This is a genomic window from Dyella sp., from assembly GCF_036746095.1.
Taxonomy (GTDB): domain Bacteria; phylum Pseudomonadota; class Gammaproteobacteria; order Xanthomonadales; family Rhodanobacteraceae; genus Dyella_B.
The window spans coordinates 16,325-30,927 of the sequence record NZ_DAIOEU010000025.1 but is presented as its reverse complement, the minus strand read 5'-3'; the positions used below and the strand labels follow the sequence as shown (position 1 = coordinate 30,927).

Sequence of the window (14,603 nt, the reverse complement as noted above, 5' to 3'; positions counted from 1 at the left end):
TCAGAGCAAATGGATTCCCGCTTTCGCGGGAATGACGGCCATGGGATTGCGCTCCGTTCGCGTCAAAATCCCATTTTTTGGCCGCAATACCCCCGCTCGCCACCTTGCATTTCACCCCGCCAACCCCAACGATGCGTGCATCCGACCCGAGGTGATTTCCGGTGACGCACGCAATCATCGAACTGATTGCCGAATACGGCTTGCTGCTGGTTTTCATCAACGTGTTGGTGGAACAGGCAGGATTGCCGTTGCCGGCCGTGCCGACCCTGGTCGTAGCCGGCGCATTGTCTTCGCTTGGCAGGCTTCCGCTCACCGCCGTGGTCTTGGTCGCCTTGCTTGCCTGCCTGGTCAGCGACTTCGCCTGGTACCTTGCGGGCCGCCGGTACGGCGCGTCCGTCATGCGCACGCTATGCCGCATTTCGCTGTCGCCGGATTCCTGCGTCAAGCAATCGGAACTGCGCTTCCAGCGCTGGCGCGGGCAGATCCTCCTGATCGCGAAATTCGTGCCCGGCCTTTCCACCATCGCCCCGCCATTGATGGGCGCCATGCGATTGCGGCCGCAGATATTCATGCTGCTCGACGCCCTCGGCTCGCTGCTCTGGATCGGCCTGATCGTTGGCTTGGGCTATGCCTTTTCGCAGCAGATCGATCGCGTGTTGTTTGCACTGGCCAGCGCCGGCACCGTCGCGGTGGAAGTGCTGTTCGCGCTGCTGCTTGCCTATGTCGTCGTGAAATGGTGGCAACGCAAGCGGCTGTTGCTGTCGCTACGGCTGGCGCGCATCAGCGTGGATGAACTGCACCAGTTGATGGAAGACGGCAGGCAGCCGGTAGTGGTCGACGTGCGCTCACAAGCGGCGCGCCTGGTCGACAGCCGCATCATTCCCGGTTCGTTGATGGCCAATCTCAGCGGCATCGACCAGGACCTCCACCAGGTGCCGATCGATCAGGAAGTGGTGATCTATTGCAGCTGCCCCAACGAGATCTCCGCCGCCAAGGCGGCGAAGGGGCTGATGATGCAGGGCTACCGCAAAGTGCGCCCGTTGCTCGGCGGACTCGATGCGTGGGCGGATGCGGGATATGAGATCGAGCTTCTGGCAGTGCAGCCCGCAGCGGTTGCCGATGCGGTCGTCGCGTCAGGCCACGCGCACTAGATATGCGGTAATTCAACCGTGGAATGAATTCCCCTGGCCGGCATTCCCGCTTTCGCGGGAATGCCGGCCAGGGGCCATGCGCCTTACCCATTAACCACCGAAATCATCATCACCGCGCACAATGGCAATACCATTCGTCGCCGTGTTGTTGATCGTCACACTGCTCTTCAAATTGAAATTGCCATCGCCATCCACGTTGAAGATGGAAACGTGCGATACCGTGCCGTTCGCATCCACTACCGCCGCAAGACCGTCGCCATAGGTGATATCAGTGGGACTGCCGTTGAAGTTCGCCACCACTGCGGCATCCTGCACGATCTTCTGGCCATACACCGCATAGCGCGACACGGAGTGGCTGGGCGAATTGGCCGAGAACAGGAACGGACCATCCAGCGTCACCCAGCATGGCGCCATCTGCGTGCCCGAGCCGGTCACCGTCAGCACGGCATTGTTGCGCACCAGGCTGATCTCGTTGGCGTGCGCAATCGTCACGTACGCATCGTTGCCGCGCGTGGCGAGCCCGAACGGTGCGTTCACGTTGGCGGGAATATTCGCCACCAGCCTGGTCGCACCGGTCACGACGCCATCGTGCGTCAAACCGATCGTCTCGATCGCGTTGCTCTTTTCCGTGATGACCAACTGGCCATCCAGCACGCCCACTTGTGCCGCCGATCCATCGGCAATCGCCAGCTGCGCTTCGCCATCGGCGCTGGAAGCCACGCCGTAGCGATCGATGCGGTGCGATTCGATATGCGTGGCGGTGAGGATATACAAATGGTCACGCCCGAACGCGACGCTTACTGGATTGGTGATGGCCGGCACCAGTTTTTCCAGTTGCAGGCCTTCGCGTGATTTCCTGAAGACCGAGACATTGCCCGAACCGAAATTCACCACCGCAAGCAGACGGTGGTTCTGGGCGATGCCGCCGGCGTTACCGCTGACCCCGCCCGCTCCGTTCGTATGAATTTGCTCGACCAGCGCGCCGTGCGTGTTGTAGACCAGCAACTGATTGCTGGCCGTATTGGATGCCGTGACGATCAGGTCATCGTCATGCCAGCCGGCATTGCCCTGTGCCTGGACCGCACCTGCCACCATCAGCGCCAGCAGCGCTGAACCATAGACTGCCTTTTTCATGCGTATTCCTCGAAGGGTAGGTAGGAATCACGGCACCCCTGCATGCCGGACAGTCGTCGACGACCCGCACACGTTACGGGCGTGGAAGCGCGGCCACTATGTCCGCCTATCCGGCATTTGTTGCCGTGCGTCGGGTGGCTGAAAACGGGCGCTAAGCCGCGTTGTATCCAACAAGTAAGGCCAGATGCAGTCCCTCCCCTGCGCCGGTAGGGGAGGGCTAGGGTGGGGTGCGAGCGGCGGGAGCCGAATGACGTCGCAAATGGGTATGCCCGCATGCCAGCGGGCGAGCCCCAAACATGCCAACGGTCCTATTGTTGGCCCATCCCTACACTCCGATACTCGCCATCTCGGGCGCCGTGCGCCTGCATCGGGGAGCGGACCGTGAAGCGAATACTCGGTGTGGCATTGACCGGCCTGCTCGTTGCCGTTGCAGGTACGGCGATGGCGGACGAAGGCATGTGGACGCTGGATCATCTGCCGGTCAAGCAGATGCAGCAGCGCTACGGCTTTACGCCCAGCCCGCAATGGACGGACCTGGTGCAGCACGCCGCGCTGCGCCTGGCCGAAGGCTGTACCGGCTCGTTCGTGTCGGCCAATGGCCTGGTGATGACCAACCACCACTGCGCCAACAGCTGCCTCTCGCAGCTCTCCAAGGGCCACGAAGATTACATGTCCAACGGCTACATGGCGCTCAAGCAGGAAGACGAGCCCAAGTGCCCCGACGTCGAACTCAATCAACTTGAAACCATCAGCGACGTCACCGCGCAGGTGAATGCGGCGACAACTGGCAAGAGCGGTGCAGACCGGGTGAAAGCCGAGCGCGCCATCGACAGCAAGCTGGAGCAGGCCTGCGTCAACGGCGATGCCAAAACCTGGCGTTGCGACGTGGTCACGCTCTACAACGGCGGCCGCTACGCGCTCTATAAATACCGGCGCTACCAGGATGTACGCCTGGTGTTCGCGCCCGAACAGAGCATCGCTTTTTTCGGTGGTGATCCGGACAACTTCAACTTCCCGCGCTACGACCTGGACGTCACGTTCTTCCGCGCCTACGTCAACGACAAGCCGGCGAGCACGCCGCAGTTCTTCAGGTTCTCGCCGACGGGACCCAAGGCTGGCGACATGACCTTCGTCATCGGCAATCCAGGGTCGACCCAGCGCGGTATTCCATGGATTCAATTGGCAGCCATGCGCGATGTGCGCCTGGTGCCGTTCTTCGGCCTGCTATCCGAGCTGCGCGGCGTGCTGTGGCAATACGGCCGCGCCGGTGCCGAGGAAACGAAAGAAGCCCAGGAACCGCGCTTCTACATCGAAAACAGCATCAAGGTCTTCAATGGATGGCTGCAGACCTTGGCCGATGAAACCTTCATCGAGCATAAGAAAAAACAGGACGCAGCCCTGCGCGACTGGATGGCGGCCACGCCGGAACGCCGCAGCAAATACGGCGATCCCTGGGCAGACTTGCAACGCGCACAAACCCGCAGCAAAGAATTGAGAACGCGCTACGACATGCTCGAAGGCGGTTACGGCTTTGCCGAGCGAACCGGCGAACTGTTCGGCTATGCACGCACCCTGGTGCGCGCCGCGGCCGAGCGCAGCAAGCCCGACGCCGAGCGCTTGCCGCCATACCGCGATGCGAATCTCCCCGCCGTGCAGCAGACCGTGGAATCGAACGCACCGGTCTATCCGCACTACGAACAGACCATGCTGTCGTGGTCGCTGGAAAAACTGCGGCAAGTGCTTGGCGCAGACGATGCCACCGTGCATGAAGTGCTCGGCAAGCAATCGCCCGACCAGCTCGCGCAACAACTGGTGAGCGGCAGCAAACTGGCCGATCCCGCCGTGCGCAAGCAATTGTGGGATGGCGGCGAAAAGGCGATACAAGCATCCAGCGATCCCTTGATCAAACTCGCCATCCAGGTCGATCCGGAATCGCGCCAGGTACGCAAGGCATACGAGGACGACGTCACCGCACCCACCCAGAAAGCCGACGAAACCATCGCCAAGGCACGCTTCGACCGCGACGGCATGTCCAGCTACCCCGATGCCACGTTCACCCTGCGGCTTTCCTACGGCAAGGTGGTCGGCTGGAACGAGAACGGCAAACCCGTTCCGCCCTTTACCTACGTCCGCGGACTGTACAAACGTGCCACCGGCGCCGACCCATTCAAGCTGCCCGACAGCTGGGCCAATGCGCAAAACAAGCTCGATGCAAACACACCGATGAACTTCGTCACCGACAACGACATCATCGGCGGCAACTCCGGCAGCGCCGTGATCGATCGCGAAGGCCACGCCGTGGGATTGATCTTCGACGGCAACATCCACTCGCTCGGCGGCGATTTCGTCTACGACGGCAGCAACAACCGCGCCGTTGCCGTCGACACCGCCGTGTTGCTCGAATCCATTCGCAAGGTCTACAACCTGCCACGTCTGGCGGATGAATTGACGCAAGGCCACCTGTAAGCGCCGCACATTCCTTGCCGTAAATTTGGCTCTCGCGATGACCGCTCCCTCCCCTACGACAGTAGGGGAGGGCTGGGGTGGGGTTGCTTGGGCTTTAGCGCGCTGCCAAATGTCGCCAGTTTGTAGGCTGGAATGACAATCCCAGCATCAGGACCCATGAAGAATGTTGGGATTGCATCCTAAGCTGCGAACCTGCAAACGGCACGAGGCGCTTTGCGGCAAGCCATGTAACGCCCACATACGCCTCCGCGTACCAGAATTTCACGCTTCGCCAGCTATTTTTTAATTTCAGCGCACCGTGACGCATGCCTCGTCGGCCTGCGAAAAACGCTTGGGGCTACCAGGCTCCGGCGGAGGTCGTGACCTAGCCGGAGCGGGAGCGATGTACAAGACCAGCCCATCCACGCTGTTGCAGGCGGCACTTCATACCCATGCGGCGGCGCAGTACGCCGAATCGCTGGCGGCGGGTGGGACGTCGATGGAGCCGGCGCTGCGGGCTGAGTTGTTCAGTGCCGAGCAGATGGAGCAGCACGGCATGGCGCTGGCCAGGCAGCACAAGCTCAGCCCACGCTCGTCGTCGGACCGGCTGCTCAAGCGGCTGGACGAAAACGCGACCCTGCTGCTGCAGGCGTGCGAAGCGTTGACAGCGGTGGCCAAGAGCAACCGGCGTATTTCGCCGGCGGCCGAATGGCTGCTCGACAACTATTACCTGATCGAAGAGCAGATCCGCATTGCGCGCAAGCACTTGCCGCGGCAGTACAACCGCGAGTTGCCGTGCCTGGTGCAGGAAGGCGAGGGCAAGGGCCTGCCGCGCGTGTACGTGCTGGCGCTGGAGACCATTTCGCACGGCGATGGCCGCGTGGATGATGAAAGCCTGAGCCGCTTCATGACTGCCTACCAGAACGTGCAGCCGCTGAAGCTGGGCGAGCTGTGGGCGATTCCGATCATGCTGCGCCTGGCGCTGATCGAGAACCTGCGCCGCGCCGCGGTACGTGTGTTGTCGGATTGGCGTTACCGCGACCAGGCCAGCAAGTGGGCCGATCTGCTGGTGGAGATCGCCGAGCACGATCCGAAGAGCGTGGTGATCGGCGTGGCCGACATGGCGCGTTCCGATCCGCCGATGACCAGTGCTTTCGTGGCGGAACTTGCGCGCCGCCTGCAAGGGCAAAGCCCGATACTGGCGATGCCGTTGACGTGGGTGGAGCAACGCCTGGCCGAAACCGGCTCCAGCATCGAGCACGAGTTGCAGCGCGAAGCACAGGAGCAGGCGGCCAACCAGGTTTCAGTCGGCAACAGCATCGGCAGCCTGCGTCATCTTTCGGCGATCGACTGGCATGCGTTCGTCGAGCGCCTGAGCATCGTCGAGCAGACACTGCAGAACGATCCAGCCGGCGTGCATCCGCGCATGGATTTCGCCACGCGCGATCAATATCGCCACGTGATCGAACGGCTGGCCCGTTCCAGCAAGTTGACGGAAGGGGAGATCGCGCAGCAAGCCATCGAATTGGCGACGACCCATGCGACGGAACATGTAATTACCGGCATCGGCGCGCACGTGGGCTATTACCTGATCGACGAGGGCCTGCCTGCGCTGGAGCGAAAGGCCGGCTACCGCTATCACGCATGGGCGAACCTGCGGCGCGTATTGCTGCGTCACGCGCTGGCGTTGTACCTGGGCATGATGGTGTTGCTGACGCTGCTGTTGGCCGCGCCGATCGTACGCGCCGCAAGTATCAGCGGTTTTCCGGATTGGGCCTTGGCGCTGGTCGCCGTCCCGGCCTTGCTTGCCGCCAGCCAATTCGCGCTGGGGCTGGTGAACTGGATCGTCACCGTTACTACCTCGCCCAGCATGTTGCCGCGCATGGATTACACGCTCGGCGTAGCGCCTGCCGCGCGCACGCTGGTGGCAGTGCCGACCTTGCTGGGCAGTGTGCAGGATGTGGAAGACATGATCGAGGCGCTGGAGGTGCACTTCCTCGCCAACCGCGACCAGAACGTGCACTTCGCCTTGCTCAGCGATTTCAAGGACGCCGACGAGGAATGGCTGGAAAACGACCAGTCCATCCTGCGGCTTGCACGCCAGCATGTCGAAGCCTTGAACGCCAAGTACGCACCCGGTTCCGGCGATCGTTTCTTCCTGCTGCATCGCCCGCGACGCTTCAACGCGGCAGACAAAGTGTGGATGGGCTACGAGCGTAAGCGTGGCAAGCTCGCCGACCTCAACAACCTGTTGCGCACCGGCCATGCGGAAGCGTTCATGCTTACCGTGGGGCCATTGGAATCGTTGCGCGGCATCCGTTACGTGATTACGTTGGATGCGGATACACAGCTGCCACGCGACGCTGCGCAGGCGTTGGCCAGCGTGATGGCGCATCCGCTCAATCAACCTGTTTACGACGCCTCGACGGGCCGCGTGTTGCGCGGTCACGGCATCCTGCAGCCGCGGCTCGGCATCAGCTTGCCCAGCAGCGGGCGTTCGCGCTACGCCATGTTGTTTGGCAGCGAAGTGGGCATCGATCCGTACACGCGCATGGTGTCGGACGTCTATCAGGATCTGTTCGGCGAAGGCTCGTTCATCGGCAAGGGCATCTATGACGTGGAAGCCATTGCGCAGTCGCTGGATAACCGCTTTCCCGACAATACGATTCTCAGCCACGACCTGATCGAAGGCTGCTATGCGCGCTCGGGCCTGCTCAGCGACGTGCCGCTGTATGAGGAATATCCCGCCGGCTACGTCGGCGATTACCAGCGCCGCCATCGCTGGCTGCGTGGCGATTGGCAGTTGCTGCCATGGATCTTGCCGCGCGTACCCAATGCCCAAGGCGCGCGCGTAAAGAACACGCTGGATGGTCTGTCGCGCTGGAAGATTTTCGACAATCTGCGCCGCAGCCTGGTGCCGCCTTCGTTCGTCGCCTTGTTGCTGATCGCCTGGATCGGCTTCGCGCAGCCGATTACCTGGACCATCGCGGTGCTGGCCTTGTTGTTCACGCTGCCGCTGTTGTCCGCGCTGCTGGCGATCGTGCAGAAGCAGGAAGACATCGCGTTGACGTCGCACCTGAAATCCGCATTGAGCCCGGCCAGCCAGCATCTTGCGCGTGCACTGTTCAACCTGGCCACCTTGCCGCATGAGGCGTACTACACGCTGGATGCCATTGCGCGCACGCGCTGGCGCATGCTGGTGAGCCGCCGCAACCTGCTGCAGTGGCGCACCTCGCGCGACGTGGCGCAGGAAGGCACGCAATCGGTCGCGCGCACCTATCGCATGATGTGGATCAATCCGCTGCTGGCCGTGGTGGGCGCCGTGGCGGTGTGGTCGCAACAGCCGCTGGCGCTCGCGCCGGCCGTGCCGATTCTGTTGCTGTGGTTCGTCGGTCCGGTGGTGGTGCGTTGGTCGAGCGAGCGGCGCAAGGACGCGTCGTTTGCACCGTCGCGGCGACAGAAGCGCTTCCTGCGTGCGCTGTCGCGCCGCATCTGGGCTTTCTTCGAAACCTACGTGGGCGCGGAGGACAACTGGCTGCCACCGGATAACGTGCAGGAAGTGCCGGCCACGGTGGTGGCGCATCGCACCTCGCCGACCAATATCGGCTTGTCGTTATTGTCTTGCCTGGCCGCCTATGATTTTGGCTATATCACGGCCGGCCGAATGCTGGAGCGCGTGGCAAAAACCGTGCAGACCCTGCAAGGCATGTCACGCTATCGCGGCCATCTGTACAACTGGTACGACACGGTCACGCTGCAACCGTTGGCGCCTCATTACGTGTCTTCGGTCGACAGCGGCAACCTTGCCGCGCATCTGCTGGTGTTGCGTCCCGGCCTGCTCGCCTTGTTCGACGAGCCGGTGTTCCATCCACGGTTGCTGGAAGGCTTGCGCGACTCGCTTACGCTGATGCGCGATGCCATGCCGGACGGCCATGCCAACGCCGCCATCTCCAGTCTGCGCCAATTGCTGCGCGACCACGTGCAGCAACCGCCGGCATCGTTGGATCGTGTGCTGGTTCACCTGGTGGACCTGCAGATGCGCTTGGACAATCTCGGCACCGTGGTCCCGCATGACGATGCCGGCGAAGCACAGTTCTGGTATCAGCGCTTGCGCGAGCAACTGGCCGATATCCGTCGCGAGGTGGACCAAGTCTCCGCATGGATGGCGCATTTGCCGGAGCAGGAAGGCATTCCCAGTTTGCGCCAGGCGTTGCTCGCATCGAACAACAACGGCGATAGCGATGCATCCAGCCCCAAGGCGCGCCGCGATGACATCCTGCGCCTGGCTGCGGCCATTTCAGAGCTGGCGACGATGGATTTCCGCTTTCTGTTCGATCCGCGCAAGAAGCTATTGTCCATCGGTTACAACGTCGACGAACGACGGCTGGATGCCAGTTGCTATGACCTGCTTGCCTCCGAAGCGCGCCTGGCGAGCTACCTCGCCATCGCCCAAGGCCAGTTGCCGCAAGAGAGCTGGTTCGCGCTCGGTCGACTGCTCACCAGCGCGGGCGGCAAGCCGGTGCTGCTGTCGTGGTCCGGCTCGATGTTCGAATACCTGATGCCGATGCTGGTGATGCCTACCTACGAAGGCACGCTGCTGGACCAGACGTGCCGCGCCGCCGTGCAGCGTCAGATCCAATACGGCCAGCAGACTGGCGTGCCGTGGGGCGTTTCCGAATCCGGCTACAACACCGTCGACGTGCATCTGAATTACCAGTACCGCGCGTTCGGCGTGCCGGGTCTGGGACTGAAACGCGGGCTCGGCGAGGATGTGGTGATCGCGCCGTATGCCAGCGTGATGGCCTTGATGGTGGCGCCGTCCGAGGCCTACACCAATCTGGAACGATTGGCAGCGGAGGGCAGGCGCGGGCGGTTCGGTTTTTTCGAAGCGGTCGACTACACCCCGGCACGCGTGCCGCATGGGCAAAATGCCGTGACGGTGTCCTCGTTCATGGCGCATCACCAGGGCATGAGCCTGCTGTCGCTCGCTTATCTGCTGCTCGATCAACCGATGCAGAAGCGCTTCGACAACGATCCGCAATTCCGCGCCGTGTCGCTGCTGTTGCAGGAACGCGTGCCGAAGAACGCCACCGAGTATCTGCACAGCATCGGCTTCGAGACCTGGCAGACCGGCCTGGCCACGGCTGACAATCCGCTGCGCGTGTTCACCGACCCGAACATGCCGCGCCCCGCGGTGCAACTGCTGTCGAACGGCCGCTACCACGTGATGATGAGCAGCGCGGGCGGCGGCTACAGCCGATGTCGCGATCTATCCGTGCATCGCTGGCATGAAGACATCACGCGCGACAACTGGGGGCAGTTCTGCTACCTGCGCGATGTTGAAACCGGTGAATACTGGTCCACCGCCTACCAGCCCACCTTGGCCAAGCCCGATCACTACGAGGCGATCTTCTCCGATGCGCGCGCGGAATTCCGCGTGCGCAAGCATCACTACGATGCGCATACCGAGATCGTGGTGTCGCCGGAAGACGATATCGAATTGCGCCGCGTGCGCCTGACCAATCGCGGCCGGCGTCCGCGTACCATCGAAATCACCACCTTCGCCGAACTGGTGATCGCGCCGCCGATGGCCGACGCCTCGCACCCGGCTTTCAGCAACCTGTTCGTGCAGACCGAATGGGTCGCCGCGACACAAGCCTTGATCGGTACGCGCCGCCCGCGTGCGAATGACGAACGCGTGCCATGGATGTGCCATGTGATGGCTGTGCACGATGCGGCGATCGATGAGATTTCCTACGAGACCGACCGCGCAAGATTTATTGGCCGCGGCCGCAACATCATGCGACCGCTGGCGTTGAGCAAGCTGGTATCGAATGCGCAGCTTTCCAATACGGCCGGTTCGGTGCTCGATCCGATCGTCTCGATTCGCGTGCGCATCACCCTGCCGCCGGAAGCGTCGGCCACCGTCGACGTGGTGACTGGCGTGGCGGAAAACCGTGACGCCTGCCTGCATCTGGCCGACAAGTACCGCGACCGCCACCTGGCCGATCGCGTGTTCGACCTGGCATGGACGCATAGCCAGGTATTGCTGCAGCAACTCAACGCGACGCATGCCGATGCGCGGCTGTACGAGCGCATGGCCGCGTCCATTTTGTACGCCAACACCTTGCTGCGCGCCGAGGCGAGCGTGCTGCTGGCCAATCGGCGCGGGCAATCGGGATTGTGGGGACAGGCGATTTCAGGCGATCTGCCGATCGTGCTGTTGCGCATCGGCGACATCGCCAATATCGAACTGGTGCGCCAGTTGGTGCAGGCGCATGCATATTGGCGCTTGAAAGGCTTGGCGGTGGACCTGGTGATCTGGAACGAAGACCAGGCTGGCTATCGCCAGGAGTTGCAGGACCTGATCCTGGGCTTGATCGCTTCCGGCACGGAGGCGAGCCTGATCGATCGCCCCGGTGGCATTTTTGTGCGTCCCTTGCAGCAGTTGTCGGCGGAAGATCGGGTGCTGGTGCAATCGGTGGCGCGCATCGTGCTTCACGACAGCCGCGGTACGCTGGGCGAACAGATCGAGCGCCGGCGGGTGGAATCGCAGTTGCCGGCGCTATCGATCAGCAGGCAGGGCGGGGCGGAAACGGCCACGATCGAAGATGGCACGCAGGAGCTGTTCGATACGCTGCAGTTGAGCAATCGCTACGGCGGTTTCTCGCCCGACCTCAGCGAGTACGTGATCATCCAGCGCCCCGGCCGGCACACGCCGGCGCCATGGGCCAACGTATTGGCCAATCCCGATTTCGGTTGTGTGGTATCCGAAGCAGGCAGCGCCTACACCTGGGCCGAGAACTCGCATGAGTACCGCCTGACACCCTGGCACAACGATCCGGTCAGTGACAGTTGCGGCGAAGCACTATACGTGCGCGACGAGGAAACCGGCCGCTATTGGTCGCCCACGCCGCTGCCGCATCGTGGCAGGGGTGCGTATGTCACGCGGCATGGTTTTGGCTATTCGGTGTTCGAGCACGTCGAGGATGGCATCCATACCGAGTTGTGGATGTACGTGGCCTTGCATGCGCCGGTGAAATTCTGGGTGCTGCGCATGCGCAATCGCTCGGGACGTACGCGGCGCCTGTCGGCCACGGGCTATGTGGAATGGGTGCTGGGCGACATGCGCAACAAGTACGCCATGCATATCGTCTCCGAATCCGATCCCGTCACGGGCGCCTTGCTCGCGCGCAATGCGTACAACACCGAGTTCCAGGGTCGCGTGGCGTTCTTCGACACCGACGCCACCGCGCGCAGCGTGACCTGCGACCGCATGGAATTCATCGGCCGCAACGGCCATCCGCGCGCGCCCGCGGCGATGAGCCGTGCCGGTTTGTCCGGACGCATCGGTGCCGGCCTTGATCCGTGTGCTGCGATCCAGGTGCCGTTCGAACTGGGCAAGGACGAAACGCGCGAAGTGATCTTCCGTCTAGGCGCCGCGCACGATGCCAAGGGCGCGAGCGATCTGGCGCATCGCCATCGCGGTTCAAACGTGGCGATGTCGGCGCTGGAAGAAGTGCGCATGCATTGGCGCTGGACGCTTGGCCGCGTGCAGGTGAAAACGCCGGACATGGCGGTGAACGCGCTCGCCAACGGCTGGTTGATGTACCAGGTGATCGCCGCACGCTTCTGGGGCCGCAGCGGCTATTACCAATCCGGCGGTGCGTTCGGTTTCCGCGACCAGTTGCAGGATTCCATGGCGATGGTGCACGCTAGCGGTTACAGCGCGCGGCAGCATCTGTTGCTGTGCGCGGCGCATCAATTTGTGGAGGGCGATGTGCAGCACTGGTGGCATCCGCCTTCCGACCGCGGCGTGCGCACGCATTGCTCGGATGATTACCTGTGGCTGCCCTTGGCGCTGAGCCGCTATGTGCACACCACCCACGACACCGGCGTGATGGATGAGCAGATCGGCTTTATCGAAGGCCGGCCTGTGCGGCCGGATGAGGAATCCTATTACGACCTGCCGATACGTTCGCAGCAGGGCGGCACGCTGTACGAGCACTGCGTGCAGGCGATCGAGCGCGGCATCAAGGCGCGCGGCCCGCACGGCTTGCCATTGATCGGCACCGGCGACTGGAACGACGGCATGAACAAGGTCGGCGAGAAAGGCACCGGCGAAAGCGTGTGGCTGGGCTTTTTCATGTATCAGGTGCTGACCTCGTTCGCCGAGACCGCGCGGCGCCACGATGACGAAGCCTATGCCAGGCGCTGCGAAGAAGAGGCTCGCAAGCTGGCCGATGCACTCAACGAACATGCCTGGGACGGCGAATGGTATCGCCGCGCATATTTCGACGATGGCACGCCGCTGGGCTCCAGGCAGAACGAAGAGTGCCGCATCGATTCCATCGCGCAGAGCTGGTCGGTGCTGTCGGGCGCCGCGCCGATGGAACGCCGCCAGCAGGCGCTGGAATCGCTGGACAAGCATCTGGTGAAGCGCGATGCCGGCATCATCCAATTGCTCGATCCGCCGTTCGACCGCTCGTCGCTGGACCCGGGTTACATCAAGGGCTATGTGCCCGGCGTGCGCGAAAATGGCGGCCAGTACACGCATGCGGCGATCTGGGCGACGATGGCCTTTGCCGCGATGGGCGATGCGCGTCGCGCCTGGGACATGCTGCGCATGATCAACCCGATCAGCCATGGCAGCGGCGAGCGCATCGACGTGTACAAGGTAGAGCCCTATGTGGTTGCTGCCGATGTGTATTACGGCGGCGTGCACGACGGCCGCGGCGGCTGGACCTGGTACACCGGTTCGGCCGGGTGGATGTACCGCCTGATCGTGGAGTCCCTGCTGGGCCTGCGCGTGGAAGGCGAAAGCCTGTACATCGACCCCGTGCTTCCGCCAGACTGGCCGGACTATCGCCTGAGCTACCGGCATCGCGAGACCGATTACCAGATCGTGGTGCACGCGGCGCAGGGCAGGGCGGAACCGCGCCGCATCCTGTTCAACGGCCAACCGGTCCAAGGCGACCGTTTGGCATTGATCGACGATGGCGGCGAGCACCAAGTGGATGTTTATTTGTGAACCAAGCCAACGCTTCGCACATCTTTTTGCTGGACGTCGACAACACCCTGCTCGACAACGACCGCTTCGGCGCCGACCTGCGCGCGCACCTTACGCGTGAATTCGGGCAGGAGGAATGTGACCGCTATTGGGCGATCTACGAACAGCTGCGCGATTCGCTGGGCTATGTCGATTATCTCGGGGCACTGCAGCATTTCCGCCTGGAAAACGATACGCGTCCCGGCATCTTCACCTTGTCGTACTGGCTGCTCGATTACCCGTTCGAGCAGCGGCTGTATGCCGGTGCGCTGGAAACCATCGACCAGCTCAACCAGCTCGGTCGCGCGGTGATTCTTTCCGATGGCGACGTGGTGTTCCAGCCGCACAAGATCGAGCGCGCAGGCATCCGCGGCGCGGTGCGTGGCGAGGTGTTGATCTTCGTGCACAAGGAACTGGCGCTGGATGAAATGCTGGCGCGCTATCCCGCCGCGCACTACGTGATGACGGACGACAAGCCCAACCTCTTGACCAAGATGAAGCGCAAGCTCGGCGACCGCCTTACCACCGTGTTCGTGCGCCAGGGCCATTACGCTTCGATCGCCAACCTGGATGAGCTTGATCCCGCACCGGACTACATCATCGATGCCATTGGCGAGCTGCCGGCGCTGGCGGCCGAGTTGGTCGGGGCGGCTGCGGCCTGAATGGACCGCGACTGCTGACGCGGCGCAGACGAAGGATTGATGCTTCGTCGCCGATAATTCGCCGCTGCCTTGAACCAGCCCCGCCCTGAATCATTCCAGGGCCCAAAGGTCGTCATTCCCGCGCAAGCGGGAATCCATTTTCAAGGGAGCATCAAAGCAAGA

5 protein-coding genes are annotated in these 14,603 nt (G+C 62.7%); 4 read left to right on the top strand and 1 reads right to left on the bottom strand.

What is annotated here, in order from left to right; translation table 11 throughout:
- Positions 1-161: 161 nt before the first annotated feature.
- Positions 162-1,151 (top strand): DedA family protein/thiosulfate sulfurtransferase GlpE, encoded by a 990-nt coding sequence (locus V7M64_RS11860; RefSeq protein WP_333679356.1) that lies wholly within the window; start codon positions 162-164, stop codon positions 1,149-1,151.
- A gap of 90 nt (positions 1,152-1,241) precedes the next feature.
- On the opposite strand, the gene V7M64_RS11855 is transcribed toward V7M64_RS11860, so the two are convergent.
- The gene (locus V7M64_RS11855) at positions 1,242-2,285 is read right to left on the bottom strand and encodes a hypothetical protein (RefSeq protein ID WP_333679355.1); all 1,044 of its coding nucleotides are present in this window, start codon (positions 2,283-2,285) and stop codon (positions 1,242-1,244) included.
- Between the two features lie 381 nt (positions 2,286-2,666).
- Between V7M64_RS11855 and V7M64_RS11850 the strand changes: the two genes are divergently transcribed.
- The 3 genes from V7M64_RS11850 (at position 2,667) to V7M64_RS11840 (ending at position 14,441) form a co-directional block, all read left to right on the top strand.
- Complete coding sequence (locus V7M64_RS11850) at positions 2,667-4,751, top strand: S46 family peptidase (protein ID WP_333679354.1); 2,085 nt, start codon at positions 2,667-2,669, stop codon at positions 4,749-4,751.
- 382 nt (positions 4,752-5,133) lie between these two features.
- Positions 5,134-13,761 carry a glucoamylase family protein gene (locus V7M64_RS11845; RefSeq protein WP_333679353.1) on the top strand — a complete coding sequence of 2,876 codons (8,628 nt, stop codon included), beginning with the start codon at positions 5,134-5,136 and terminating at the stop codon, positions 13,759-13,761.
- Positions 13,758-14,441, top strand: coding sequence for an HAD family hydrolase (locus tag V7M64_RS11840; protein ID WP_333679352.1), 684 nt, complete (start codon positions 13,758-13,760; stop codon positions 14,439-14,441). The genes V7M64_RS11845 and V7M64_RS11840 overlap by 4 nt, the downstream gene beginning before the upstream one ends.
- Positions 14,442-14,603 lie beyond the last annotated feature (162 nt).